Genomic DNA, 25427 nt, shown 5'->3' on the forward strand with positions numbered 1-25427 from the left:
GGCGGGAGGAAGCTCACCAGGGGCGGGTGTACCGCCGGGGTCGGCGAGGTGACGCGGAGATCACCGGGGGCTGTCGACGGCGTTGCGGGGCGCGGGTGTCGGGGTGCCGGCCGGGTCGCCCTGCGCGCCGGACGGCGGGCCGGCCGTGGCCGTGTCGTCCTTCAGGGCCCTCGTCTCGCTCTTGAGGATGCGCAGGGACTTGCCCAGCGCGCGTGCCGTGTCGGGCAGCTTCTTCGACCCGAACAGCACGACCACGACGAGCACGATCACGAGGACGTGCCAGGGCTCCAGGGCGTTGCGCAGCACGGGCGCCCACCACCTCTCAGCTGACTCTTGAGACGACTCCTGTGCCGTTGTCGGCGAGCCCACCATACTTGCTAGATTGCGCAACTGGACAACCAAAGTCCGTGACCGTCCGTCTAACCCGGCGACAGGCACGGACCCGGGGGAGCGGATGAGGGCGCGATATGACGGGCAGGCGAGGCAAGTCCAGGCGGCACCGGCGGATGCGGATCGTCACCGTCGTCGCGGTCTCGTTCCTGGTGCTGCTGACCGCCGGCGCGGGCTGGCTGTATCTCAGACTCAACGGGAACATCAGCACGTTCGACGCGGACGGCCTCTCGAAGAACCGCCCCGACGCCGCGGCCGCCGGGCAGAACGTCCTGGTCATCGGCTCCGACTCGCGGGCGGGTGACAACAGCCGGCTCGGCGGCGGCGAAGGCGACGTGGGCCGCTCCGACACGGCCTTCCTGCTGCACGTCTACGACGACCGCGAGCACGCGGTCGCCGTCTCCATCCCCCGCGACACGCTGGTGGACATCCCTCCGTGCAGGCTGCCCGACGGCGGTTGGACGGAGGAGCGGCGGCATGTGATGTTCAACTCCGCGTTCTCCGTGGGGGATACGGTCAAGGGGAATCCCGCCTGCACCCAGAACACCGTCGAGCGGCTGACGGGTCTGCGCGTGGACCACACGGTCGTCGTGGACTTCGCGGGCTTCTCCTCGATGACCTCCGCCGTGGGCGGCGTCGAGGTGTGCGTGCCGTCCGACGTCTACGCGGGCGACCTCAACCCCCACCTCGGCCGGCGCGGCGACCTCCTCTTCGCCAAGGGGCGGCAGCACGTCTCGGGCCAGCGGGCGCTGGACTACGTCCGGGTGCGGCACGGGATCGGCGACGGCTCGGACATAGGGCGCATACAGCGGCAGCAGGCGTTCGTCTCCGCCATGATCAAGAAGGTGCGGTCCCAGGGCTTCAACCCGGGCACGCTGCTGCCGCTCGCGGACGCGGCCACCAAGTCGATGACCGTCGACCCCGGGCTGGGCTCGGCCCAGAAGATGCTGTCGTTCGCGATGTCCCTCAAGAAGGTCGACCTGCGCGACATGAAGTTCGTGACGCTGCCCTGGCGCTATGACGGCAACCGCGTGGCGATCGTCCAGCCCGAAGCGGACGCCCTGTGGGCGGCGCTGAAGGCGGATCGTCCCCTCGGCGGCGCGGACCCCGGGCCGGGGCGGCCGTCGCCCTCGGCCACGCCCGCCGCCGAGAGCGTCTCCGGCGACGGGGTGAAGGTGTACGTCCTCAACGGCACCGACGTCTCCGGGCTCGCCGCCCGGGCCGCCGCCTCGCTGGAGGGGCACGGCTTCACCGTCACCGGGACGGCCACGGCGCGGGGGCGCGACGCGGCCACCACGGTGATCGAGTTCGGCCCGGGTGAGGCGGCGGGTGCGCGCACGCTGGCCCGGCTCTTCCCCGGGGCGTACGTGCGCGGGACCGCCGGCAGCGGGGTGGCGCTCACCCTCGGGCGGGACTACGCGGCCGCGCCGGCCGCCTCCCCGTCGACGGGCCCGTCCTCGGCGGCCCCCTCGGGGACGCCCGCGCCGGGCCTGCTGTCCGCCGACGCCCTGGAGAAGCCCCGCTCGGCGGACGACGACCCGTGCGCGAACCTCTCGTTCGGGTGAGCGCGGGGGTGTGGCAACGGAGGCGAATGCCTGATTGATTCGCTTTCGTGGTAGGCGCAGTGTGGTAGGTGCAGACTGAAACGTGAAGAAGATCCCTTTCGTCGGGAGTCGAGGAGCAGCCATGTCCGCCACCGCCACCCGCCCGGCGCTGCCCAGGCCCCTGCTGGCCCTGGTCGCCGCCCTGATCGCGCTGGCCGGCGCGCTGCTGTACGCCCCGGCCCCCGCGCACGCCGCCGGAGGCCTGGACACCGTGGCCGAGGCGTTGCGCAAGAACCCCGTCTACGTCGACCCCCGCGCCGCCGGCCAGCTGCCGGCCGCCGACGCCGACCGGCTGGCCCGGCAGATCAAGGACGCGGACAAGCCCGTCTTCGTGGCCGTCCTGCCCGCCGCCCCCGAGTTCCCGAGGTCCACCGTCCTCGCCGACCTGCGCACCAAGGTCGGCATCAGCGGCGTCTACGCCGTCCACCTCGGCGACGCGTTCAACGCCGCCGCCGACCGGTCGGTGATGTCCCGCAACGCCGTCTCCAACCTCGTCGGCTCCGTCCGGCGCACCGGAGGGGACACGAACAGCCAGCTGAGCGCCTTCGTCGACGCAGCCGCCCGGACCGCCCGCGGTCACGCCCCCGGCTCCTGGAGCGGCGTGGAGGACAAGGGCTTCGGGACGGCCGGGCTGATCACCGGTGGCGCGGTCGTCGTGGCCGGCGGCGCGGGCGCCTACGCCCTCTACCGGCGGACCAGGCGGAAGAGGGAGGAGCGCGAGCGGGCCGAGCTGGACGCGCTGCGGGTGGTGGTCGACGAGGACATCACGGCGTTCGGCGAGGAGCTGGACCGGCTGGACTTCTCCCCGTCCGAGGCCGGCGCCACCGAAGCGATGCGGGCCGACTACGAGCGGGCGCTGGACGCGTACGAGGAGGCGAAGTCCAAGATGGCCGCGGCCGGCAGGCCGCAGGAGGTGGAGGGCGTCACCGCCTCCCTGGACGAGGGCCGCTTCGCCCTGGCCACGCTCGCCGCCCGCCGCACCGGCGCCCCGCTGCCCGAGCGCCGGATGCCCTGCTTCTTCGACCCGCGCCACGGGCCCTCCGTGCAGGACGTCGAATGGGCGCCCCCGGGCGGCGCGGTGCGGACCGTACCGGCGTGCGCGGCGGACGCCACCCGGCTGGCGGAGGGCGAGGAGCCGCTGGCCCGCCAGGTCCAGACCGCGGGCGGCCCCCAGCCGTACTGGAACGCCGGGCCCGCGTACGCGCCCTGGGCCGGCGGCTACTTCGGCGGCGGCCTGCTGCCGGGGCTGCTGGTGGGCACGATGCTCGGCAGCATGATGAGCGGCCCCGCCTACGCGGCCTCGCCCGACGGGGGCGGCCCCGAAGGCGGCGACTACACCGGCTCGGACTACAACTCCGACGACTTCGGCGGCGGGGGATGGGGCGACGGCGGGGGCGGCGGGGACTTCGGAGGCGGCGGCGGGGACTTCGGCGGCGGAGGGTGGTGACGGCCGGGGCCCGGCGCGGAGCCCCCGTCACCGGGGACCGAACCACCCCCGCCGGGCCACCGTGAGCGCCGCGCCGTACAGCGCCAGCACCACGCCCACCAGCCCGTAGCAGAGCGGCGAGAGCGGCGCCATCCCCAGCGCCGCCCCCACGGGCGACACCGGCAGCAGCAGCCCCGCGACGCCCAGCCCCGCCACGGCGAACCGCAGCGGCCCGGGGGCGTGCCCCGCCCCCGACCGCAGCAGCAGCATCACCGCCGCCTGCGTCAGCAGGTTCTCCGTGAACCAGCCGGCGTGGAACGGCCCCTCGCCGGCCGTCAGGGCCAGCACCGCGAAGGTCGCCAGGTCCGCCGCCGCGTTCAGCGCCCCGAACCCCGCCACGAAGCGCAACAGCGCCCGCGGCCGCAGCACCGCCGGGCGGGCGGCGGCCTCCCGCCCCGGGTCGTCGAAGGCCAGCGCGAGCTGCGCCGCGTCGAAGAACAGGTTCTGCGTCAGCACCTGCGCCGGCAGCATCGGCAGGAACGGCAGCGCCAGCCCGGCCACCAGCATCGCGATCACGTTGCCGACGTTCGACGACAGCGTGATCCGCAGGTAGGAGCCGATGTTCGCGGTGCTGCGCCGGCCCACCACGATGGCCCGTTCCAGCGCGGTCAGGTCCTTCGAGGCCAGCACCACGTCCGCCGCCTCCCGCGCCACGTCCACGCCGCCGCGCGGGCAGATCCCCACGTCGGCGGCGTGCAGCGCGGCCAGGTCGTTGACGCCGTCCCCGAGGAAGCCGGTGGTGCGGCCCCCGGCCCGCAGCGCCTCGACGACGCGGGCCTTGTGCTCGGGGGAGCACCGGGCGAAGACGGTGGTGCGGCGGGCGACGCGGACCAGCTCCGCGTCGCCGAGCGCGTCGAGGCGGTCGGCGGTCAGGACCGCGCCCGGGTGAAGGCCCAGGTCGCGGCAGATACGGGCCGCGGTGCCGGGGTGGTCGCCGGTGAGGACCTTGACCGCCACGCCCCGGCGCGCCAGCTCGGCGAGCGCCTCGGCCGCCGTGGGGGCGGGGGCGTCGCTCAGGGCCACGAAGCCGGCGAAGGTCAGGCCGTGCTCGTCGGCGGGCGTGTACGGGCCCTCGCACGCGGGCCGTTCGGCCCGGGCCACGGCGAGCACCCGGAGCCCGTCGGCGGCCAGGTCCGCGGCGCGGTGGACGAGCCGCTCGCGCTCCGCCGGGGCCAGGGCGCAGCGGTCCAGGACGTCCTCGGGCGCGCCCTTGACGACGAGCGTGTGCGTCCGCGCGAGGGCGAAGCGGGGGTCGCCGGGGCGGCGGACGACGGCCGTGGAGAGCCGCCGGCCGGGCCCGCAGGGGAGCGCGTCGACGCCCTCGTACTCCGCCTCGTACCCCGGCGCGTCCGCCTCGGCGGCGTCCAGGACCGCCTCGTCCAGGGCGTCCGGCACCGGCAGCTCGGCCAGGTGCACGGTCCACAGGGCGTTGACGGCGGCCCAGCGCAGGACGTCCGGGTCGTCGTGGCCGTCCGCGTCGAGGGCGCGGGCGACGACGGGCCGGTCCTGGGTGAGGGTGCCCGTCTTGTCCACGCAGAGAGTGTCCACCGCGCCCAGGTCGTGCAGGGCGGGCAGCCGTCGCACGATCACCTCGCGGTCCCGCGCGAGCAGCGCGGCCCCGCGCGCCAGCGCGGTGGTCACGATGACGGGCAGCATCTCGGGCGTCAGCCCGACGGCCACGGCGACGGCGAACGGCAGCGTCTCCAGGCCCCGTCCGCGCAGCAGCGCGCCGGCGATCACCACCAGGGGCGCGACGAGCAGCATGAAGCGGATGAGCGTCCAGGCGATGCCGTTGACCGAGCGGTGGAAGGGGCCGGGTGCGCTGCGGTGGCGCGGCGTGGGAAGGGCGCCGGAGAGCACCGTGTCGCGGCCGGTGGCGACGACCACGCCGCTGCCGGTGCCGGAGACGACGCTGCCGCCCTGGAGGCAGGGGTCCTGGGCGTTCCTGGCGGCCGGCGCGGACTCGCCGGTCAGCGCGGCCTCGTGCACGGACAGCCCCGTCGCGCGCAGCAGCCGCAGGTCGGCCGGGACCAGGTCGCCGGGGGCGAGCAGCACCACGTCTCCGGGGACGAGCTGGTCGACCGGCAGTTCACGGGCCGTGGGCGGCGCGGACGCTGTCGCGCGGCGGCGCACCGTGGCCGTCGTGGCGACCAGGTCGCGCAGGGCGGCCGCCGAGCGGTCGGCGCGGTGCTCGCCGGTGGCGCGCAGGACGCCGCTGACCGTGACCAGCGCGGCGATGACGCAGGCGGTGCCCCAGGCGGCCACGGCCGCCGAGACCAGGCCGAGGCCGAGGAGCACGGCGGTGAAGGGGTCACGCAGGCTGCGCGCGAAGCGGCGCGGCCAGGAGGCCGGGCGCCGGCCCGCGAAGACGTTCTCGCCGTGGTGGGTCAGGCGGGCTTCCGCCTCCGCCTCGGTGAGCCCGCGCGGCCCGCTCTCCAGGGCGCGCAGGACCTCCAGGGTGGTGCCGCCGCCCGGGCCGGGGGCCGTACGGGCCTCAGGCGCCCAGACCACGGAGGCGTCCGGCCCCGGCACCGACGTCCGCCTGGGCGGTGCGGCCCGGGGCGGTCCGGCCGCCGCCCTTGCCGCCGTCGGCCGTCCCGGCCCGCCGGTCGGCCAGCTGGCCGACCATCAGCCGCACGATGGTCACCACGTCGGGGTCGTCCACCAGGTACACCACCCGGCGTCCCTCGCGCCGGGACCGCACCAGGCCCGCGAGCTTCAGCTTCGCCAGGTGCTGGCTGATCGCGGGCAGCGCGCCGCCGACGCGTTCGGCGAGCCCGCTCACGTCGCTCTCGCCCTGGGCCAGCGCCCAGACGAGGTGCAGCCGGGCGGACGAGGCGAGCAGGCCGAACGCGGCGGCGGCCTCGGCCAGGACCTCCGCCGACGGGTCGCACGAGCCGTCGAAAGGCTCTTCGAAGCTCTCGAAGCCCCTGACGCCTGCCGTCACTGTCCCTCTCCCGTCCCCATCGGGCGTCCTTCCGCCCGGGAAGGCCCCAGTCTAGGCACCCCGGATCGGGCGGACGGCCTGACATGCACCCACCGGGCATTGGGCAGGTGTATCGACAGGAACCGGTCGCAAGGGGGAGATCATGGAAATCTCAGGAATTATCAGTGCGATCGTGATCGGGGCGATCATCGGCGTCCTCGGTCGCCTGGTCGTGCCCGGGCGGCAGCACATCGGGGTGTTCACGACGATCCTGATCGGCATCGCGGCGGCCCTCGTCGGCGCCCTCATCGCCCACGCGCTCGGCGTGGACGACACCAAGGGCGTCGACTGGATCGAATGGCTCATCCAGATCGGTCTGGCGGCCCTGGGGGTCGTCGCCGTCGACCGGGCCAGGGCCCGGCACTGAGGCCGGCCTGAGCGGTCAGGACAGCTTGCCGTCGTAGTCGGGGAGCTTGAAGGTCCGCTCGGCGTGCCCACCCACCAGATCGGTGGTGTGGTTACCGATGTTGGCGACGATCGTGTAGCCCCGCGCCTCGATCTCCGCCCGCTTGGCGGTCTTGTAGGTGCTCACGTCCTGGAAGAGGTCCGGGAGGTGGCGCACGTACAGACCGCTGACCGGGTAGCCGACCTGACGCAGGTTCCACTCCGTGACGGAGTCGAGGATGCCCGGACGGGCCGTGACGAAGAAGATGGCGGCGCCGCGCGCGTGGGCGTAGCGGGTGAGCTCCAGGACGGGCCGGATGGCGGGCGTGGGGAAGGTCGTCCAGTGGAAGTCCGTCTCCAGCGAGCTGTTGTCGATGTCCAGGACGACGGCCGGCTTGCGGCCGTCGGCGGCGGTCCCGGCGGTGCGCTCGGTGACGTAGGGGGTCGCCTGGGCGACGACGGCGCGCACGTCGCGCTGCCAGGTGTCGTAGTCGACGCCCTTGAGCCCGGCGGTGCCGGAGGTGTGCCGCGGGGCGGCCTCTGTTGCCGCCCCCGCCGCCCCCGCCGCCCCCGCCGTTCCTGCCGTGCTCAGGGTGAGCGCGGTGACGGCGGTGGCGGTGAGGACGGCCGAGGCGACGCGTCGCGTCCTGATCGATTGGCTCATGCCTGGCATGCTCACGATCAGGAGTGGCCGGCAAGTGACGCCGTGCCGACGCGCGCGTGTCGCGTGAGTGGCGGGTGGCCCCGGAGACGGGGGCGGCGTACCGGCGGCGGGCGCCGGAGGTCAGGGGTGCTTCGCCGGGAACCCCGGGGGCATCGGCGGGTCCGAGGGCATGGGCGGGCCAGGAGGCACCGGCAGGTCCGTGGGCAGGGTCACGGGCGGCGCGGGCAGCTCGGCGGGCCAGCCGGTGGCCGACGGCTGGCGGGGCTCCTGCCGCTGTTCCGCCGGCGGGCGCTTGCGGAAGTCGTCCACCTCGTCCTTCGCGGACTGGAAGACGGAGGTCGCCGTGAGGAAGACGGCGGTCGCCGCGACGCACAGGAGCGTGGCGAACACGCCGAAGCCCATCTGCAGGCGTGTCTTCGCCCGGGCCCGCGGATCGTCGGGCTCCAGCGCGGTGGCCCGGTCGGGGCGTCCCGGCGGATACCGGACGACGACCGCGTCGCCCTCGAAGACCGTCCCGCGCCCGTCCTCCTCGAAGCGCCTGGTGCGCCCGTCCTGGTCGGTGAACTCGTAGACGTGGCTGAGCGAGCTCGACGCGCTCTCGTGGTGCCCGCGCCGCCACACGGTGGTGGTCACGTAGGTGCGCAGGCAGCGCCCCTGCACGGCGATCCCGCCGGACCAGGCGGCCTTGAGGCGCCGTCGGCGCAGCACGGCCCCGGCCACCATGGCGAGTGCGCCGAGCGTCATGAGGCCGGGTATCGCCGGCAACAGGTAGACGATCACGAGCCGGCCGTCGCCGTCCGCCGGATGACCTCCAGCGTGTTGCGGACCGTCTCCAGCGTCCGGGCCCGCATCTCCTCCAGGACCTCCTCCCGGCTCTGGCCCTCGGCCGCGGTCGCGCCGGGGGTGGCCGGGTGGGGCATGTCACCGATGAACGTCAGCGTCAGGGAGCCGGCGGCGTCCTCGCCTATCCGGTTGCGGATGACCCAGCTGGCCCGGTCGTCGCGGCGGAAGAAGCTGACCAGCAGGGGCGGTTCGAAGGTGACCTCCTCCGTGATGCGCTCGCCGTCCACGACGACCTCGCGCACCAGCCCGTTCTCGCGGCGTTCGAGCACCGTGCACTCGGTCATGCCGGGCACGAAGGGCACGGCGTACTCGGCCTTGCGCAGCAGCCCGTCCCAGACCTGGGCGCGGTCGAGCCGCGGCTGGTCGGGACGAGCGGGGTCATTGACGGGCAGGGTGACCTCGATGCGCATGACGCGGACTCCTGGGGCGGTGTCGGTTCGTGCCGGACACTTGGTGATCTTGCTATCTCGGACGATCCATATCAACGCGTATTCGCCCGAGGTGGCTTGTTCCCGCGATCCGCCCGCCGGAAGACGACCGCACCCGGCCCGCGACGGACTCCGTGGGCGGAGTCCTGCGGACCGGGTGCGGACAAAAGGGGCTTCGTACGGCGAAGACCCCCGCGACCGGCGGGTTGAGCCGCGGTCAGGCCTTCTTGGTCTCCCAGAAGATGCGGTCGATCTCGGCGATGAGCTCCAGCGCCTTCTCGCCCGTCTTCGGGTCCGTCGAGGCCTTGGCGGCGCTCAGGGCCTTCAGGGTGTCGTTGACCAGCTGGTGCAGCTGGGGGTACTTCTCGAAGTGCGGGGGCTTGAAGTAGTCGCTCCACAGCACCGAGACGTGGTGCTTGGCCAGCTCCGCGCGCTGCTCCTTGATGAGGATCGCGCGGGAACGGAAGGCCGGGTCCTCGTTGGCCTGGTACTTCTCCTGGACGGCCTTGACCGACTCCGCCTCGATGCGGGCCTGGGCCGGGTCGTACACGCCGCAGGGCAGGTCGCAGTGCGCGCTGACCTTCACCTTGGGGGCGAACAGGCGGGAAAGCATGTGCTGTCCTTCCTCGTGATCGTCTTCTCAGGTGCGAGATTACTCGGTGCGGGAAGGCTTTTCTCGGGCGCCCCGGGGCGCTTAGGTCAAAAGTCCGGTGTCACGCTGGGACCCGAGGACCGGCCGAGGTGAGGACACGGAGGTGCCGTGGTGCAGGAGCAGGTGGACGAGCGCGGGCAGGAGCTGGACCGCGAGCGTCGGGGACTGCTGCGGATCGGGCTCGCCGAGGTCTACAACCCCTCGATGGTCCCGACGCTGAACCCCGGGGATCAGCTGGTGGTGCGGTACGGGGCCGTCGTGCGTCCGGGTGACGTGGTCGTGATGCGGCATCCGTTCCGCCAGGACCTGCTGATCGTCAAGCGCGCCGTGGAGCGGCGCGCGGGCGGCTGGTGGGTGATGGGGGACAACCCCCTGGTGGAGAACGACAGCCGCGAGTTCGGCGCCGTGCCGGACGAGTTCGTGGTGGCCCGGGCGTGGCTGCGGCTGCGGCCGCCGCCCGGGGCCGGTCAGCGGTCGGCCGGGGCGCTGCTGTCCTGGGCCGCCTCGGCCGTGCGTCCGGTGAGGGTGGCCGGCTCCGCCGGGCGTTCGCTCTCGCGGCGCTTGCGGGCGCGGTAGGCGGCGACGTTGGCGCGGGTCGCGCAGCGGTCGGAGCAGTAGCGCCGCGAGCGGTTGGTCGAGGTGTCGAGGTAGGCGTTGCGGCACGGCGGCGCCTGGCAGATGCCGAGCCGGTCGACGCCGTACTCCGTCAGGTGCACGGCCAGGCCCATGCTCGCGGTGGCGGTGTAGACGGCACCGGCGTTGGCGGCGTGGTCGGCGATGTGCATATGCCACTTGGGGCGGCCGTCCTCGTCCCGGTACTCGTGGCCGGAGATCTGCGGGCTGACGGGGAACTCCATCAGCAGCGCGTTGAGCAGGTCCACCGCCCGTACTTCGTCGCCCTCCGAGGCGGCCTCGAAGACCGTGCGCAGCCGGCCCCGGACCGAGCGCAGGCGGGTGAGGTCGCCGTCGACGAGCCGGCGGGCGGCCTGCGACTCCGGGCCGAGGAGCGCGCGCACGGCGTCGAGCGACGTGAGCGCGTCGGTGCCGCGGGCGGGCTGCTCGGTGTTGACCAGCCGCACGGCATAGTCCGAGTAATAGGCCAGTTCCACTTGGGGTCCTTACGCAGCGGGGCTGAGATCACTGCCATCGATCAGTAATGACCGATTCTGCTTCGAGGGTATTACATGGCGCTGCGAACGGAAGGCACCGGGCGTCGGACACCCCCGGCACGGTGAGCGGAACTGCCCGAGGGGCGGTACGGGCGTGATGCCCGTACCGCCCCTCGGTCGTGTCCGGTCAGAGGACCTTCGACAGGAACGCCTTGGTCCGGTCGTGCTGCGGGTTGGTCAGCACCTCGCGCGGGTGTCCCGACTCGACGACGACGCCCTGGTCCATGAAGACGATCGAGTCGCCCACCTCGCGGGCGAAGCCCATCTCGTGGGTGACCACGATCATCGTCATGCCCTCCTCGGCGAGGTCCCGCATGACGTCGAGGACGTCACCGACGAGCTCCGGGTCGAGGGCCGAGGTCGGCTCGTCGAAGAGCATCAGCTTCGGCTCCATCGCCAGCGCGCGGGCGATGGCGACGCGCTGCTGCTGGCCGCCGGACAGCTGGGAGGGGTAGTTGTCGGCCTTGTCGGCGAGGCCGACGCGGTCGAGCAGCTTCCTGGCCCGCTCCCGGGCCACGGCCTTGCTCTCCCCCTTCACCTGCACCGGCGCCTCCATGACGTTGGCGAGCGCGGTCATGTGCGGGAAGAGGTTGAAGCGCTGGAACACCATGCCGATGTCACGGCGGTTCCGGGCGACCTCGCTGTCCTTGAGCTCGTACAGCTTGTTGCCCTGCTGGCGGTAGCCCACCAGCTCGCCGTCGACGTACAGCCGGCCGGCGTTGATCTGCTCCAGGTGGTTGATGCACCGCAGGAAGGTGGACTTGCCCGAGCCCGAGGGGCCGATGAGGCAGAACACCTCGCGCGGGGCGACCTCCAGGTCGATGCCCTTGAGGATGTGCGCGGCACCGTAGGACTTGTGGACGCCCTCGGCCTTCACCATCGCGTTCATGCGCTGACACCTCCGGACTGACGGCTGAAGGACGCCAGGTTCTTCTTGATCTTCTGGAAGGGGGTGAGCGGCAGCGTGCGCAGCGAGCCGCGGGCGTAGTGCCGCTCAAGGTAGAACTGGCCGACGCTGAAGACGCTGGTCAGGATGAGGTACCAGGTGGCGGCGAGGAAGAGCATCTCGACCGTGGCGCCGGTGGTCTGGCCGATGTCGGAGGTGGACCGCAGCAGTTCCAGGTACTGGGCCGCGCTGGCCGCCAGCGACGAGGTCTTGAGCATGTTGATGAACTCGTTGCCGGTCGGCGGCACGATCACCCGCATGGCCTGCGGCAGCACGATGCGGCGCAGCGTCCTGCCCTGGCTCATGCCCAGCGCGTGGGCGGCCTCGGTCTGGCCCTCGTCGACGGACTGGATGCCGGCCCGGACGATCTCGGACATGTAGGCGGCCTCGTTCAGACCCAGGCCGAGCAGCGCGGCCATGAAGGGGGTCATGAAGTCGCTCATCTCGTCCCGGTAGATCGGGCCGAGGTTGATGTACGGGAAGATCAGCGCGAGGTTGAACCACAGCAGCAGCTGGACGTAGACCGGGGTGCCCCGGAAGAACCAGATGTACAGCCAGGAGACCGACGAGGTCACCGGGTTCTTCGACAGCCGCATCACGGCCAGGACGATGCCCAGTGCCAGGCCCAGCACCATCGACAGGACCGAGATCAGGACGGTCTTGCCCAGACCGGAGATCACGGTGGAGTCGAAGAGGTAGTCCGGGATGGCGCTGTAGTGGACGTTCGCCGAGGCGAAGGCGTTGACCAGCAGGCCGAGGAGGGCCAGGACGACGACCGCGGAGACCCAGCGCCCGTAGTGCCGGACCGGGATGGCCTTGATGGCGTCGGGCACGGACGAGGCGGGGGCGGGCTTGCCCTTGCCGGCCGCCTTGTCCTTGGAGAGGTCGGCCTTGGCGGGCTTCTCGGCCTTCTCGGCCTTGGCGGCCTTCTCGCCCTTGCCCGGCTTGTCGGCGGGCGCGGGCTCGTCGGCCTTCTCGGACGGGTCGTCCTCGCCGGCGGCTGCGGGCTCGTCGGCCTTGTCGGCGGGCTCGTCGGCCTTGTCGGCCGCGTCGGCCTTCGCAGTCTTTTCGGCCTTTTCGGCGGGCTCGGGCTTCGCCTCGTCGGCGGCCTTCGCCTCGTCGGAGCCCTCGGCGGGCTCGGCCTTGCCCGAGTCGGCGGAGGAGCCGGTCCCGGCGGAGTCCTTGGCCGGCTCCGTCGTGCCGGAGCCCTCGGCGGAGGCGGCCTTGCCGGAGTCGTCCGCGGGCGTCGTCTTGTCGGACTCGCCGGCAGGCTCTGCCTTGTCGGGCTTGTCGGGGGAAGAAGTCACGGGGGTGCCTTTCAGCGTTCCATACGAGGAAAGGAAGACAAGGAGGGTGGGAGGAGAGGGTGAGGGGGGACCGCGGAGGGGTCAGGAACCGCCGTTGACCTTGGCTTCCTTGATGGCGCCCGCGTCGACGCCCCAGGTCTGGACGACCTTGTCGTACTCACCGTTCTTGATGATCGCGTCGAGCGCCTCCTTGAGGGCGTCCCGCAGCTGGGTGTTGTCCTTGGCGACCGCGATGCCGTACGGGGCGGCCTCCACCTGCTCACCGACCGACTCGAAGTCGTTGCCGCCGCCGGAGGTCTTGATCGCGTAGGCCGCGACAGGGAAGTCGCTGGACACCGCCTCGACGCCGCCGGCCTTCAGCCGGGTCTGCGCCTCGAGGTCCGTGTCGAAGGCCTCGATGCTGATCTTGTCCTTGTCGTCCTTCTCGCACTTGTCGGACTGGGCCTTGGCGAGGTCGTGGGAGACCGTGCCGCGCTGCACCGCGACCTTCTTGCCGCACAGGTCGTCCCAGGAGCCGATGCCCTTGGTGTCGCCCTTCTTCGTGTAGAGCGAGACACCGGCGTTGAAGTAGTCGACGAAGTCGACGCCCTCGCCGACCTTGTTGCCCGTTTTGGAGTCAACGCCCTCTTGGCGGTCCTTGGTGTCCGTCATCGCGGACATCGCGATGTCGTAACGCTTGGAACGCAGACCGGTCAAGAGGTTGTCGAAGGTGCCGTTGTTGAATTCGACCTTCACGCCGAGCTGCTTGCCGAGCGCGGCGGCGATGTCGGGGTCGACACCGACGACCTTGCCGTCCTTCTTGAACTCCACCGGCGGGTAGGCGATATCGGAGCCCACCTTGATGACCTTGGAGTCCTGGATCTTCTTCGGCAGCTTGCCGAACAGGGGCGCCTGGTTGCCCTGCGCGGACTGACCGGCCTCGTTGCCGGTCTTGTCACGCTGGTCGCCACACCCGGTCAGCAGCAGGGCGCCGGCGACCGCGATCGCGCCGGCAGCGGCCAAACGACTCCTGGCGGCAGCCGGGCGGGGGGTGGTGCTTGCGGTCATTGCTGGTTCCTCCTGCGATCGAGGGGATAGCCGACTGTTCACATGAAAATCACGGGATCACGAGCACAACGCGGACAGAGCCGAGGGCCGCAGCACACTTCTTCGTGGGCCGCGACCTCGTGCGTTCCGCGCATCTTGCCATCCGGACTGCCCCATTCGGGGGGCCAGCCATGTCAAAATCGGATAACGGGTGATCCCCCTGCCGTACCGGGGCGCTTCCCGCCCGGAAGACGGCGGCTTCCACCCGCATCCGGGCCCGGTGCGAGACCCAGGTCACGTCCCTCTTGTCTCACTCCATGGACTTCCGGTCCCTCCGGCACCTCTTTGGCATGGTTTTTCTTCCATCGTGGCGCCAAGGTGACGACCGCCATGCCGAACAGCCCGGGAACTCACTCGTCGGCCGTAGCGCCATCCGGTAGAAAAGCCAGTCACACCCCTCACCCGGGGCTCAGGGCGCGTGTGTGCGGCGTGCCCGGTGTCCGTACCGCCCGTCGACCGACGGCCATCCGCCGGCCGGGTCACGGACACGTGCCCGACCCGTCCCGCATCCTCGGACGGTTACCCTCGATCAGTAATTCGACAAAGGGGTCAAAGAACAGTGGCAGCGGAGATCGTGAATCCTCGCAGCGACAACGGCCCGGACGAAGGCTCTCGGGAAGAGCTCTTCGATCCGGCCTTCGCGCTGCACCGAGGCGGCAAGATGGCGGTCCAGGCGACCGTCCCGGTGCGGGACAGGGACGATCTGTCCCTGGCCTACACCCCCGGCGTGGCGAAGGTGTGCAGCGCCATCGCCGAGCAGCCCGAACTCGTCCACGACTACACCTGGAAGTCGCAGGTCGTCGCGGTCGTCACGGACGGCAGCGCCGTCCTCGGGCTCGGTGACATCGGGCCGGAGGCGTCCCTGCCCGTCATGGAGGGCAAGGCGATCCTCTTCAAGCAGTTCGGCGGCGTGGACGCCGTGCCGATCGCCCTCGACTGCCGCGAGGTGGACGAGATCGTCGACACCGTCGCCCGCCTGGCGCCCTCCTTCGGCGGCATCAACCTGGAGGACATCTCGGCGCCCCGCTGCTTCGAGGTCGAGCGCCGGCTCCAGGAGCGCGTGGACATCCCCGTCTTCCACGACGACCAGCACGGCACCGCCGTCGTCACCTTGGCCGCCCTGCGCAACGCCGCGCAGCTCACCGGCCGTACGCTCGGCGAACTGCGCGCGGTGATCTCGGGCGCGGGCGCGGCCGGCGTGGCCATCGCCCGCATCCTGGTCGAGGCGGGCATCGGCGACGTCGCCGTCTGCGACCGCAAGGGCATCGTTTCCGGGGACCGCGAGGACCTCACCGACGTCAAGCGCGAGCTCGCGGGCTTCACCAATAAGGCTGGTCTCACCGGCCCGCTGGAGACCGCGCTGGACGGCGCGGACGTCTTCATCGGCGTCTCCGGCGGTACGGTCCCGGAGTCGGCGGTCGCGAAGATGGCGAAGAACGCCCTGATCTTCGCCATGGCCAACCCCACGCCGGAGATCCACCCGGACGTCGCGCACAAGTACGCGGCCGTCGTCGCGACGGGCCGCAGCGACTACCCGAACCAGATCAACAACGTGCTCGCCTTCCCTGGCATCTTCGCCGGCGCCCTCCAGGTGCGCGCCTCGCGCATCACCGAGGGCATGAAGCTCGCGGCCGCCGAGGCGCTGGCCGCCGTGGTGGCGGACGAGCTGAGCGCGGACTGCGTGATCCCCTCGCCGTTCGACGAGCGGGTGGCCCCGGCGGTCACGGCCGCCGTCGCGGCCGCGGCGCGCGCCGACGGCGTCGCCCGCCGCTGACGCCACGGAGCCCGTAGGGGGGCCGGACCGGACCACGAAGGCCCGGGCCGGCCCCTCGCCGGTTCCGGCCTCTTTCCGCGCCCGCCCCGCCACCCGCGCGGCCGCCGCGGCCCCACCACGCCACCGCGCCGGTGACCGCGGCACAAGCGACGCATGAGCGTCCCCCCCGCTGCGGTCGTACGAACGCACGAAGCCGGCTCCGGCCCCGCGCCGGGGGCCGGCCAGGAGGCTTCCTCCTCGGGATACGACCGTTGCGGCAGTGGCCGCCGGACGCGGCGCGTGTCACATCCCCACCCGGTTCCCCCGCCGCGTCCCCCGGGGCTAGGTTCGGATCATGTTCGCCGCCTACGCCGCACGCATCGACCGGGACCAGCCGCTGAACGGACTCGTGCTGGGGGAGCGCCCCGAGCCCGAGGCGCGGCCCGGCTGGACGACCGTCAACGTCAAGGCCGCCACGCTCAACCACCACGACCTGTGGACGCTGCGCGGCGTGGGGATCAGCGAGAAGGTCCTGCCGATGATCCTCGGCTGCGACGCGGCCGGCGTGGACGAGGACGGCAACGAGGTCGTCGTCCACTCCGTCATCGGCCAGACCGGCCACGGCGTCGGCCCCGACGAGCCCCGTTCGATCCTCACCGAGCGCTACCAGGGCACGTTCGCCGAGCGTGTCTCGGTCCCCAGCTGGAACGTGCTGCCCAAGCCCGCGGGGCTCTCATTCGAGGAGGCCGCCTGCCTGCCCACGGCCTGGCTGACCGCCTACCGGATGCTGTTCACCAACGCGGACGTGCGCCCCGGCCAGAGCGTCCTGGTCCAGGGCGCCGGCGGCGGAGTCGCCACGGCGGCGATCGTCCTCGGCGCCGTCGCGGGCCTCCGGGTCTTCACCACGAGCCGCGACGAGGCCAAGCGCAAGCGCGCGGTGGAACTGGGTGCGGAGGCGGCGTTCGAGCCCGGCGCCCGCCTGCCGCACCGTGTGGACGCCGTGATCGAGACCGTCGGCGCGGCCACCTGGTCGCACTCGGTCAAGTCCCTCAAGCCCGGCGGCACGCTCGTGATCTCCGGCGCGACCAGCGGCCCGAACCCGCCCGCCGCCGAACTGAACCGCATCTTCTTCCTGGAGCTCAAGGTCGTCGGCTCGACGATGGGCACCAAGGAGGAGCTGGCGGACCTGCTCAGCCTCTGCGCGACCAAGGACGTGCGCCCGCTGATCGACTCGGTCCTGCCCCTGGACCGGGCGCGCGAGGGCTTCGAAAAGATGTCCAGCGGCGATCTGTTCGGCAAGGTGGTGCTGACGGTATGAACGACGGATGCCGAAGAGACGCTTGCGCAAGGCGGCGTTCCTCGCCGTAACCGCTGTCCTGGCCCTCCTCGCACCGACGGCCCACGCCCGCACGGATCCCGGCATCCCCCGCCTCACCGACGAGCACGGCCGCGCCCTCACCCTGCGCGGCTGGAACCTGGCGGACAAGGACCACCAGGGGGAGCGGGCGCTGGAGGACATCACTGAGCGTTCCGTGCGCGACCTGTCGGCCAAGGGCTTCAACTTCGCCCGTCTGGCGGTCTTCTGGGACGACCTCGAACCCCGCCCCGGCCACTACAGCGAGCGCTACCTCCGCAAGGTCGAACGGGTCCTCGACTGGGCCCGGCTCCATCACGTCCGCGTCGTGATCGACGCCCACCAGGACGTCTACGGCCCGGCCTTCGGCGGCCACCGGGGCATCCCGGCCTGGGCGACGCGCACGGACGGCCTGCCCTACCGCACCCACCCGGACGACTGGTTCGCGGAGTACTTCGAGCCCGCGGTCCAGGCCGCCTTCCAGCACCTCTACGAGGACGAGGACCTGCGCCGGGCACAGACCCGGATGTGGCGGGTCCTGGCGGAACGCCTGGCGCGCCACCCGGCGGTGTTCGGCTACGACCTGATCAACGAGCCGATGGGCCGCATGCGTCCCGGCGAGGACATGTTCGAGGCCGCGCGCCGCATCGAGGCCACGCAGATCACGCCCATGTACAACCGCATCGCCCGGGCGATCCGGGAGGTCGACCGGCGGCACTGGCTGTTCGTCGAGCCGACCCCGGCGGCGGGCGAGGGCAGACCCACGGGCCTGGGCCGCGTCGAGGACCCCAAGGTCGTCTACGCGCCGCACTTCTACAACGCCGCGATGGAGGCGGGCCGGGACTACGACCCGGCGTCCGGCTGGCTGCGGACGTACGAGGCGGCGATCGTCCACTACCCCCGCGCCCACCACCTGCCGGTCGTCGTCGGCGAGTGGGGCCCGCTCGACAGTTCCCTGCCGAACATGGGCCGCTTCTACGAGGAGGCCCTCGCCTCTCTGAGCCGCTACGCCTCCGGCTGGGCGGGCTGGCAGTGGTGTTACGGGGGCGGCTACTGCGCCCTCGACCAGGACGGCCGGTACCGCCCGAACAAGCAGCGGACGGCCAGGCCCTTCGCGAGCGCGGTGGCGGGAACGACGACGTACGAGTCCGGCGAGCGGGAGACGTACCGCCTGGAGTACGTGCCCCGCCCGGCCGGGGTGACGGAAGTGACGCTGCCGCCGTCGCCCACGGGCTGGCGCGTCCGCGTGACGGGCGGGGCGAGGGCCGACGTGACGGAGGTGGGCCCCGACACGAGGCGGACGATCCACGTCAAGGCGCTGAAGGGAAACCCGGTGACGGTGGTGGCGACAGGCTGAGGACACGGGCAGCCGGACGGAGCCCCTCACGACGATGGCGTGAGGGGCCGGGCCGGGACGGCGTCAGCCCAGCCGTTCACCCCGTACGACGGCATGGATGCGGGCGGCGGCATCCACCAAGTGGCCCTTGACGGCCACCAGTTGATCGCCGGTCAGCCCGTGGTCCCGTGCGACGTCACGCACGTCGTCGCGGAAGCGGTCGAGCATCCGGTCCAGATCGCGCACGGCGTCACGCCGACTGCCAGCACCGGCGCCGGCGTCGGAACCAGAAGCGGATCCGGACCCGTTCTCACCGGAACCACCGGAACCACCGGAACCACCGGCCCCCGCCCCCGCCAGCGCCCCCAGCTCCTGCGCCAGCGCGCTGACGCCTTCCACCAGCCCGGTCGGCCAGTCGCCCTGCCGCGTGTGCTCGCGCACCTGCTCCTGGACCCGCTCCGTGATGCGCCGCACCTCCTGCCGGGCATGCTCCTGCGCCTGCCAGGCCTGCCGCCGCGCGGTCTGGGCCTCCTGCCGGGCGCGCCGGCTGTCCTCCTTGGCCCGTCGTGCCTGCTCCCGCAACTCCTCCTTGGCGCGCCGCAGTTCCTCCTTCGCGCCCGTGAAGTACGGCCCCGCCCCGCCCGGTGCGGCCGCGCCGGCGGCGTCCGCGCGGGCCCGCAGCGCCTCCTCCCGCATCTCGCGCCGCAGGTCACCCGCCGCCCCCCGCACGTCCTCGCGGATGTCCGCGGCCAACGCGGCGACGGAGTCGCGGATCTCCAGTTCCAGCGCGGCCAGCTCCCCCTGCCGGTCGGCGAGTTCGGCCCGCCCGGCATCGGTGATGGAGTACACCTTGCGCCCGCCCTCCGTGGCGTGCGTGACCAGCCCCTCGGCCTCCAGCTTGGCCAGCCGGGGGTAGACGGTGCCGGCGGAGGGCGCGTACAGGCCCTGGAAGCGCTCCTCCAGGAGGCGGATCACCTCGTAGCCGTGGCGCGGCGCCTCGTCGAGGAGCTTGAGCAGGTACAGCCGCAGCCGGCCGTGGGCGAAGACAGGAGGCATCAGAGGACCTTTCCCTGAGCGGGGGCGCCGGCGGGAGCGTCCTGGACCGGCGGCCTGCGCAGCAGCGCGACCGCCCCGGAGACGGTGGTGATCTTGAGCAGGCCCTGTCCCGAGCCGAGCGTGCCGGTGATGCGCCTGGCGCCCCACTGGTCCTCGACCCGCAGGCCCTCGACGGCGCAGGAGACCTTGCCGCTGGTGGTGTTGGCGTGGACCTCCGTGTCGGCGGAGTGCGGCAGCCGTACGGCGATCTCACCGGAGACGCTGCTGAGGGCGACGGCCGGGCGGGAGGCGTCGGAGGGCGGCAGGGCGGCCAGGTCGAGCGTCATGTCGCCGCTCACCGAGTCGGCCTTGACCGTACCGCCGGAGCTCTCGATGAGCGTGAGGTCGCCGGAGACGGAGCCGAAGCGCAGGTCCCCGCCGAGGGCCTGGGCCTCCAGCCCCCCGGAGACGGTCTCCGCGCGCACGGCTCCGGTGACGCCGACCAGTGTGGTGTCGCCGGTGACGCCGCGCACCTCGGTCGCGCCGCCGATGCCGGAGACGACGGCGGTGGCGCTGACGACGCCGACCTCGACGCGCGTCGCGGTGGGCACGGTCAGGGTCGCGGAGGCGGTGCGCTTCCAGCCCTTGCGGTCGAACCACTTGAGGAAGTTCTGCCACGGCACGTCCTCGTAGCCGACGGTCAGGACGCCCGCCTTGTGGCTGACGAGCAGCGGCGGGCCGTCGATCCGGGTCAGCTCCAGCCGTGCGGGCCCGCTGTCCGTTCCCACGACGTTGACCGTGCCGCCGACGATGCGCACGCTCAGATCGGTGACTGGCGCGTCGAAGGTGAGCTTCTGTGGTGTGGCGAGCGACCACTCCGACTGGTCCGGCATGCCGGCCTCCTCGTGAACCCTGGTCCGGGACCTGAACGCGATACAACATATCGCGTCTCTCGCCAGACACGATATATCGCGGTTTTGGGAAGTCAAGGGTCAGCGGCGTGGCTTAGCGTTGACGCATGTCCGCAACCGATCACAGCCGGGCGGCGGCAGGCGCGCTGCTGCTCTGCCGGGCCGATCCCGACCGTGTCCGTCCGTCCGCCCAGCTGCTGCGCGAACCGCTGCTCGTCGCCCCGGCGGGCGGGGGGTGGAGCGTGCTGGTGCCGGCGGAGGAGCCGGGCCCGGGCGCCGCCGAGAACCCGGCCGCGCTGACGGCGGAGTGGACGCACGCCCTGACGGTCGCCGAGTCCTGGCCGGCGGTCGGCCTGTGGTGGGACGAGGAGGGTGCGGGCTTCGTCGTGGCGGCGGGCTTCCGCCGCACGCTCGGCTACACCTGGCTGGCGGACGGCTCCCCGCTGGGCGACGAGGGCGCGTTGACGGCCCTGCGGGCCCGGCTGGGGCTGGATCCGGTGCTGGACGCGGCGGCGTTCGACCGGCTGACGGCGCCGGACTCGGACGCGGACGCCGCCGCGCGGGTGCGGGGCCTCGTCGCGGTGCTCGCGCGGGCCGGCCTGCACCTGCCGCAGGGGCTGGTGCCGGGCGCGAGCGCGCGGACGCTGCGCGCGGCGATGGAGGCGGCGCCGTCGGCGGAGGCGGTGGAGTGGCCGGGCTGGCGCGCCGCGATGCGCGACGGGCTCGACGCGACGGAACGGGGCCCGCTGGGCACGTGGGTGCGGGGGCCGCGGGCGCGGGCGCTGGGAACGGCGGAACTGCTGGCCGGCGCGGTGCTGCTGAGCCGCGCCAGGCGGGCGGAGAGGCCCCGCCGGGGCTGGGCGCTGGCGGGCGCCGTGCTGCTGGCGGACGGCGCGCTGACGATCGCGTACGACGCGTGGCGCCGCCGTGGGCCGCGCACACGGTGACGGACGCTACGGGCGAGAAGACCGGCGGACCCGTGCCCGGCAAGGCCGGCGCGCGGTGCGGAGGGCCCGGGCGGAGGCCGGAGAAGCGCGCGAGGCCGCTTACTCGTCGTCCTCGTCGTCCAGCCGCGCCAGCCACGTCGCCAGCCGCTCCACCGGGACCTCGAAGTCCGGGTTGAGGTCGACGAACTCGCGGAGGCGCTCGGCCACCCAGGCGAGGGAGACCTCCTCCTCGCCGCGCCGGTTCTCCAGCTCCTCGATGCCGCGGTCGGTGAAGTACAACGTGATCTCCGTCAGGGGGTGGGGGAATCTCTCCGCCCAGGATAGGCGGCCCCCGGCCGGCCCTTGGCCACAGCCTCTCGCGCCCATCGGACCAGAGGACTAGCCTGCTGCATCATCCACGGTAACGGGGGGTGGCACGTGGCTGGCGGAATCGCTCAAGTGCGCCTGGACGACGGCACGGTGGTCTGGGCGCGGATCACGGAGGCGCAGGAGCTCCAGGAGCCGCCTGGGGGTGCGTACGGCGCCTACGGCGCTCCGGGCGCCCCCGGCGCGTACGAGGACTCCAGTGCCGTCCGGCACGTGGCGGACGCCGCCAGCGGCCTCGCCGACGTCGTGCGCGGCGTCGTCGGGTCCCTGCGCATGGGGCTCGCGGCGGCGCGGCCGGACGAGGTGCGGGTCGACTTCGGGATCGAGCTGTCCGCCCAGGCGGGACGGGTGATCGGCCTGCTCGCGGACGGCAACGGCAAGGCGTCGATCACGGTCTCGCTGACCTGGTCCGAGCGGGCGGCGCCGGCCCCGCCGCCGCCCGCCCCCGGCGGCCCCACGACCCCCGGCGCTCCTTGAGCGCCCTCGACGGCACCGCGCGCCGGGCCGTCGTGCGCATTTCCGCGCCCGGTGGCGGGTATGACCGCAGCGGCGCCCGGTTCTGGGGCAGTGGGTTCTTCATCGCTCCGGGGTGGGTCCTTACCTGCGCCCACGTGGTGGGGAACGGGGGTGGTGACGTGCTCGGCGGAGTGACGGGCATCGACATCACGGACTGGCGGGACCGCACGACCGAGGGCCGCGTCGCGCTCGCCCTGCCCCGCCCGCCCGACCCCGACGCGCCGCCCCGCCGCTGGCCCCTGCCCGACCTGGCCCTCGTCGAGGTGGCGGACGCGGAGGACGCCGAGTGCCTGTGGCTGAGCGACCGGTCGGCGGTCGTGCCCGCCCCGGTCAGTCTGCACGGCTGGTCGCAGGAGACCGGGGAGCTGGCCCTGCGCTTCGGCCTGGGCACCGCCAGCGGCGGTGACGGCAGCGACGGCAGCGCCATGCTGCTGCGCGGCGAGATCCCCGTGGCCGGCTGTTCGGGCGGGCCCGTCGTGGACACCGGCCGGGGCGCGGTGATCGGCGTGAGCAAGGGACGCGGCCACGACACGGCCGGCCTGGCCGTGCCCGTCACCGCCCTGCGCCGGATCGCCGACGACGGCCCGGGCCGCGACCGGCTGCACTCGATCATCAGCGCCCACGACCGCCATCATCTGCGCCGCTACCGCACCATGGGCACCGGCGGCAGCTGGACCGGCCTCCAGCAGGCGCTGCGCCCGCCTCGGGCGGACGGCTTCACGCCCGTCCTGCGCACCCACCTCTTCGCCCGCCTCGCCGAGCTGACCCAGCCGCGCACGCCCGGCGAGGTCATGCTGCTGGTCGGGCACGCCAAGCGGCGGGTGATCCAGGCCCCGTACCAGCCGGGCGTCGAGCACGACCCGCGCACCTGGCGCGAGGGCGTGGGGCTGCTGTACGACCTGCGCGACGGCGGCCGGACCAAGGAGACGGGCCCCGACCGGGACCTGGAACTGGAGGCCGTGCTGCTGTACGCCGCCCGGGTCGCGGCGGCCGTGAGCCGGCTGGGCGAGGGCCGGGACGTGGCGCCGCTGCGCGAGCTGAGCACCTGGCTGGCCGGGCAGGCCGAGTCGCTGCCCGACGTCATCCGGGAGGAGATCCACCAGATCCTGCACGGCGGTTCGGCCGGCCCGGCCGAGCCGCGCGAGCCCGCCCCGCCCGGCACGGTGGAGCTGCGCAAGCCGGAGCGCAGGGACGTCGAGCCGGGCGCGCCCGGCGCGGCCGAGGGCCGGGCCCGCGCGGACGTCATCGTGGAGGTCGACCCCCTGCTCTACGGCAGCTGTTACCCCTGGCGGGTGAAACTGCTCCTGGAGGACGGCGTGGTCACCCCGCTGGCCGGCGACGAGCGGGGCGTGCCCCGGGCGCGGCTGCGCGAGGCCCTGCGCGAGCCGATCGCGCGGGCCCTGCGCCAGGGCGACGTGGGCGAGCACCTGGCCGAGGTCCAAGTGGTGCTGCCCCGCGAGCTGTTCGACGAGCCGCTGGACGCCTGGCGGCTGACGGCCCCCGACGCGCCGGGCGGCGGCATCGACCCGCACACCATGCCGCTGGGGCAGCGCCGCGTGGTGGTGGTGCGCGACCGCAGGCGCCGCGACCACCCGGCCATCCCCGAGTGGCACAGACGCTGGAGCGGGACGAGCCGGGGCCCGCTGACCGTCGTGCCGCTGCGCCGTGAGGCGCCGGAGCGCGGCCACGGCGGCGCGGGCCGCGAGAGCGGGCACGCGGCGTACGGGCGGCTGTCGGACGCCGCCGACTCGGCGGTGCCCGTCTACTGCGGCGAGGTGGCCGGCGGCGCCGGGGCCATGGCGATGGAGGCGGCGCTGGCCGCCGGGCACCCGGTGGTGATCTGGCGCAGATGCGCCACGGGCCATACGGATTGCGCCGAATTCCATCACGAAATCGCCCGGCTGGTGGGCGAGGCGGGGACCGCGGACGGTCTCCACCGGCGCATCCGCAACCTCCGCATCCGCTGTGGCGACCCCGACGCGCCCGACCCGGAAGTCCTGTGGGCCCGGTCGATTGCCGTGCTCTTCGATTCGCCCGATCATCCGCCGCTGCCCGACACGCCGTTGTACGTGCCGGGCGCCGGCTGGGGTACAGGTCCATGACGACGCGTCAAGAACACCCCAGGGGAGCGCGACCGGGGTCGGCAGCGCCGTGCCGTACCGGTACCGTCGACCGGGGGCCTCACGGCGTGTCACAGCGAAGCGGGGCCCGGGCGCGGCAGGCCTCAAGGTCACGACCAGCTACGAGGAGCCCAGTGTGAACGATTGGCGCATCTACCGGGGAGCCGGCCTGCCGCACGACGGGATACGGCAGCTGCCGCCGCCCCCGCCCTGGCGGGACTTCGCCTCCGCCGGGCCGGACACGGGGGCCGGCACGGACCCGAGCGCGGCTCGCCGGCTCGGGGTGCTGCGCCGGCTGGTGGAGAACCACCACCCGCGCCCCGAGGAGGTCGAGGCCGTCAACGCCGCCCTCTACCTGCGCCGCCCCCTGCTGGTCACCGGCAACCCCGGCACCGGCAAGTCCACCCTCGCCCACGCCGTCGCCCACGAGCTGGGCCTGGGCAGGGTGCTGCGCTGGCCCATCGTCAGCCGCTCCACGCTGCGCGACGGGCTCTACCACTACGACGCCATCGCCCGCCTCCAGGACGTCCAGCTGGAACGGGCCGGGGGCGCCGGGCAGGAGCGGCGCCCCATCGGCTCGTACGTCCGCCTCGGCCCGCTGGGCACGGCTCTGCTGCCCACGACGCTGCCCCGGGTGCTGCTCGTCGACGAGCTGGACAAGGGCGACCTGGACCTGCCGAACGACCTCCTCAACGCCCTGGAGGAGGGGGAGTTCCGGCTCACGGAACTGGAGCGGATCGCCGACCGCGAGCCCGAGGTGGAGGTGCTCACCGACGACGGCGAGCGGGCCGTGATCCACGGCGGCCGGGTGCGCTGCACCACGTTCCCCCTGATCGTGCTGACCTCCAACGGCGAGCGGGACTTCCCGGCCGCGCTGCTGCGCCGCTGCATCCAGCTCAACCTCGAACCGCCCGGCGAGGAGCAGCTGACGGCCATGGTCAGGGCCCACCTGGGCGACGACGCGGTCACCGGCGGCGACGCCCTGATCCAGCGCTTCCTGGACCGGGAGCCCGGCGAGGTCATCGCCGCCGACCAGCTGCTGAACGCCCTCTTCCTCACCCAGCACGCCCCCCGCACCGAACGGGTCACGCGCGACCGGCTCGCGGACATGCTCATGCGCCCACTGGACCGCCCGAGGTGATGA

At 73.3% G+C, this 25427-nt stretch carries 25 protein-coding genes; 11 read left to right on the forward strand and 14 right to left on the reverse strand.

What is annotated here, in order from left to right:
• Positions 1 to 60: 60 nt before the first annotated feature.
• Complete coding sequence (tatA, locus tag CYQ11_RS21335; protein WP_181143733.1) at positions 61 to 306, reverse strand: Sec-independent protein translocase subunit TatA; 246 nt, start codon at positions 304 to 306, stop codon at positions 61 to 63.
• Between the two features lie 161 nt (positions 307 to 467).
• On the opposite strand from tatA, the gene CYQ11_RS21340 reads away from it, so the two are divergent.
• Together CYQ11_RS21340 and CYQ11_RS29685 are read left to right on the forward strand one after the other, a co-directional pair.
• A complete protein-coding gene (locus CYQ11_RS21340; RefSeq protein WP_099201227.1) occupies positions 468 to 1955 on the forward strand; it encodes an LCP family protein in 1488 nt (495 codons plus the stop codon).
• 121 nt (positions 1956 to 2076) lie between these two features.
• Entirely contained in the window at positions 2077 to 3441 is a 1365-nt protein-coding gene (locus CYQ11_RS29685) for a hypothetical protein (protein ID WP_181143734.1), read from the forward strand.
• A 27-nt stretch (positions 3442 to 3468) separates the two neighbouring features.
• Here CYQ11_RS29685 and mgtA read toward each other — a convergent pair whose 3' ends face one another.
• Together mgtA and CYQ11_RS21355 are read right to left on the reverse strand one after the other, a co-directional pair.
• Entirely contained in the window at positions 3469 to 6012 is a 2544-nt protein-coding gene (mgtA, locus tag CYQ11_RS21350) for a magnesium-translocating P-type ATPase (RefSeq protein WP_099201226.1), read from the reverse strand.
• A complete protein-coding gene (locus CYQ11_RS21355) occupies positions 5975 to 6427 on the reverse strand; it encodes an ArsR/SmtB family transcription factor (RefSeq protein WP_240003573.1) in 453 nt (150 codons plus the stop codon). The genes mgtA and CYQ11_RS21355 overlap by 38 nt, the downstream gene beginning before the upstream one ends.
• Before the next feature lie 142 nt (positions 6428 to 6569).
• On the opposite strand from CYQ11_RS21355, the gene CYQ11_RS21360 reads away from it, so the two are divergent.
• Positions 6570 to 6833, forward strand: coding sequence for a GlsB/YeaQ/YmgE family stress response membrane protein (locus CYQ11_RS21360; RefSeq protein ID WP_099201225.1), 264 nt, complete (start codon positions 6570 to 6572; stop codon positions 6831 to 6833).
• 15 nt (positions 6834 to 6848) lie between these two features.
• Here the strand turns inward: CYQ11_RS21360 and CYQ11_RS21365 are convergent, their stop codons facing one another.
• The 4 genes from CYQ11_RS21365 to sodN all read right to left on the reverse strand — a co-directional run bounded on the left by CYQ11_RS21365 (position 6849) and on the right by sodN (position 9398).
• Positions 6849 to 7514, reverse strand: coding sequence for an HAD family acid phosphatase (locus tag CYQ11_RS21365; protein WP_099201224.1), 666 nt, complete (start codon positions 7512 to 7514; stop codon positions 6849 to 6851).
• 120 nt (positions 7515 to 7634) lie between these two features.
• Positions 7635 to 8258: a DUF3592 domain-containing protein gene (locus CYQ11_RS21370; protein ID WP_146104724.1), complete on the reverse strand. Its 624-nt coding sequence runs from the start codon at positions 8256 to 8258 to the stop codon at positions 7635 to 7637.
• Positions 8259 to 8290: 32 nt separating this feature from the next.
• Entirely contained in the window at positions 8291 to 8767 is a 477-nt protein-coding gene (locus CYQ11_RS21375) for an SRPBCC family protein (RefSeq protein WP_099201222.1), read from the reverse strand.
• 235 nt (positions 8768 to 9002) lie between these two features.
• On the reverse strand, positions 9003 to 9398 hold the full coding sequence (gene sodN / locus CYQ11_RS21380; protein WP_099201221.1) for a superoxide dismutase, Ni: 396 nt from the start codon (positions 9396 to 9398) through the stop codon (positions 9003 to 9005).
• Positions 9399 to 9548: 150 nt separating this feature from the next.
• Here sodN and sodX point away from each other — a divergent pair, with 150 nt between their 5' ends.
• Entirely contained in the window at positions 9549 to 10013 is a 465-nt protein-coding gene (gene sodX / locus CYQ11_RS21385; RefSeq protein ID WP_181143872.1) for a nickel-type superoxide dismutase maturation protease, read from the forward strand.
• Here the strand turns inward: sodX and CYQ11_RS21390 are convergent.
• The 4 genes from CYQ11_RS21390 to CYQ11_RS21405 all read right to left on the reverse strand — a co-directional run bounded on the left by CYQ11_RS21390 (position 9905) and on the right by CYQ11_RS21405 (position 13906).
• A complete protein-coding gene (locus tag CYQ11_RS21390; RefSeq protein ID WP_099201220.1) occupies positions 9905 to 10546 on the reverse strand; it encodes a CGNR zinc finger domain-containing protein in 642 nt (213 codons plus the stop codon). The genes sodX and CYQ11_RS21390 overlap by 109 nt on opposite strands.
• Before the next feature lie 187 nt (positions 10547 to 10733).
• A complete protein-coding gene (locus CYQ11_RS21395; protein ID WP_099201219.1) occupies positions 10734 to 11495 on the reverse strand; it encodes an amino acid ABC transporter ATP-binding protein in 762 nt (253 codons plus the stop codon).
• Positions 11492 to 12385: an amino acid ABC transporter permease gene (locus CYQ11_RS21400; RefSeq protein WP_099201660.1), complete on the reverse strand. Its 894-nt coding sequence runs from the start codon at positions 12383 to 12385 to the stop codon at positions 11492 to 11494. Before CYQ11_RS21400 ends, CYQ11_RS21395 begins: the two co-directional genes overlap by 4 nt.
• Positions 12386 to 12940: 555 nt before the next feature.
• Positions 12941 to 13906: an ABC transporter substrate-binding protein gene (locus CYQ11_RS21405; RefSeq protein ID WP_099201218.1), complete on the reverse strand. Its 966-nt coding sequence runs from the start codon at positions 13904 to 13906 to the stop codon at positions 12941 to 12943.
• A 598-nt stretch (positions 13907 to 14504) separates the two neighbouring features.
• On the opposite strand from CYQ11_RS21405, the gene CYQ11_RS21410 reads away from it, so the two are divergent.
• From CYQ11_RS21410 to CYQ11_RS21420, 3 genes are all read left to right on the forward strand, one after another.
• Positions 14505 to 15719 carry an NAD(P)-dependent malic enzyme gene (locus tag CYQ11_RS21410; protein ID WP_099201217.1) on the forward strand — a complete coding sequence of 405 codons (1215 nt, stop codon included), beginning with the start codon at positions 14505 to 14507 and terminating at the stop codon, positions 15717 to 15719.
• Positions 15720 to 16053: 334 nt separating this feature from the next.
• Positions 16054 to 17016, forward strand: coding sequence for a zinc-binding dehydrogenase (locus CYQ11_RS21415; protein WP_099201216.1), 963 nt, complete (start codon positions 16054 to 16056; stop codon positions 17014 to 17016).
• Positions 17017 to 17023: 7 nt separating this feature from the next.
• Positions 17024 to 18409 (forward strand): glycoside hydrolase family 5 protein, encoded by a 1386-nt coding sequence (locus CYQ11_RS21420; RefSeq protein ID WP_099201215.1) that lies wholly within the window; start codon positions 17024 to 17026, stop codon positions 18407 to 18409.
• Between the two features lie 63 nt (positions 18410 to 18472).
• Here CYQ11_RS21420 and CYQ11_RS21425 read toward each other — a convergent pair whose 3' ends face one another.
• Both CYQ11_RS21425 and CYQ11_RS21430 read right to left on the reverse strand, forming a co-directional pair.
• Positions 18473 to 19444, reverse strand: a complete 972-nt coding sequence (locus CYQ11_RS21425) for a PadR family transcriptional regulator (protein WP_099201214.1) — start codon at positions 19442 to 19444, stop codon at positions 18473 to 18475.
• Positions 19444 to 20316: a DUF4097 family beta strand repeat-containing protein gene (locus CYQ11_RS21430; RefSeq protein WP_099201213.1), complete on the reverse strand. Its 873-nt coding sequence runs from the start codon at positions 20314 to 20316 to the stop codon at positions 19444 to 19446. Before CYQ11_RS21430 ends, CYQ11_RS21425 begins: the two co-directional genes overlap by 1 nt.
• Before the next feature lie 125 nt (positions 20317 to 20441).
• Here CYQ11_RS21430 and CYQ11_RS21435 point away from each other — a divergent pair, with 125 nt between their 5' ends.
• The gene (locus CYQ11_RS21435) at positions 20442 to 21281 is read left to right on the forward strand and encodes a hypothetical protein (protein WP_099201212.1); all 840 of its coding nucleotides are present in this window, start codon (positions 20442 to 20444) and stop codon (positions 21279 to 21281) included.
• Positions 21282 to 21380: 99 nt separating this feature from the next.
• Here CYQ11_RS21435 and CYQ11_RS21440 read toward each other — a convergent pair whose 3' ends face one another.
• The gene (locus CYQ11_RS21440; protein ID WP_099201211.1) at positions 21381 to 21560 is read right to left on the reverse strand and encodes a DUF6104 family protein; all 180 of its coding nucleotides are present in this window, start codon (positions 21558 to 21560) and stop codon (positions 21381 to 21383) included.
• Between the two features lie 138 nt (positions 21561 to 21698).
• On the opposite strand from CYQ11_RS21440, the gene CYQ11_RS29690 reads away from it, so the two are divergent.
• The 3 genes from CYQ11_RS29690 (at position 21699) to CYQ11_RS21450 (ending at position 25424) form a co-directional block, all read left to right on the forward strand.
• Complete coding sequence (locus tag CYQ11_RS29690) at positions 21699 to 22124, forward strand: CU044_2847 family protein (RefSeq protein WP_181143735.1); 426 nt, start codon at positions 21699 to 21701, stop codon at positions 22122 to 22124.
• Positions 22125 to 22156: 32 nt separating this feature from the next.
• On the forward strand, positions 22157 to 24265 hold the full coding sequence (locus CYQ11_RS21445) for a VMAP-C domain-containing protein (RefSeq protein WP_275666458.1): 2109 nt from the start codon (positions 22157 to 22159) through the stop codon (positions 24263 to 24265).
• Positions 24266 to 24419: 154 nt separating this feature from the next.
• Positions 24420 to 25424: an AAA family ATPase gene (locus CYQ11_RS21450; protein WP_099201209.1), complete on the forward strand. Its 1005-nt coding sequence runs from the start codon at positions 24420 to 24422 to the stop codon at positions 25422 to 25424.
• Positions 25425 to 25427 lie beyond the last annotated feature (3 nt).

It is taken from the genome of Streptomyces cinnamoneus (assembly GCF_002939475.1).
In the GTDB taxonomy this organism is placed as follows: Bacteria; Actinomycetota; Actinomycetes; order Streptomycetales; family Streptomycetaceae; genus Streptomyces; species Streptomyces cinnamoneus_A.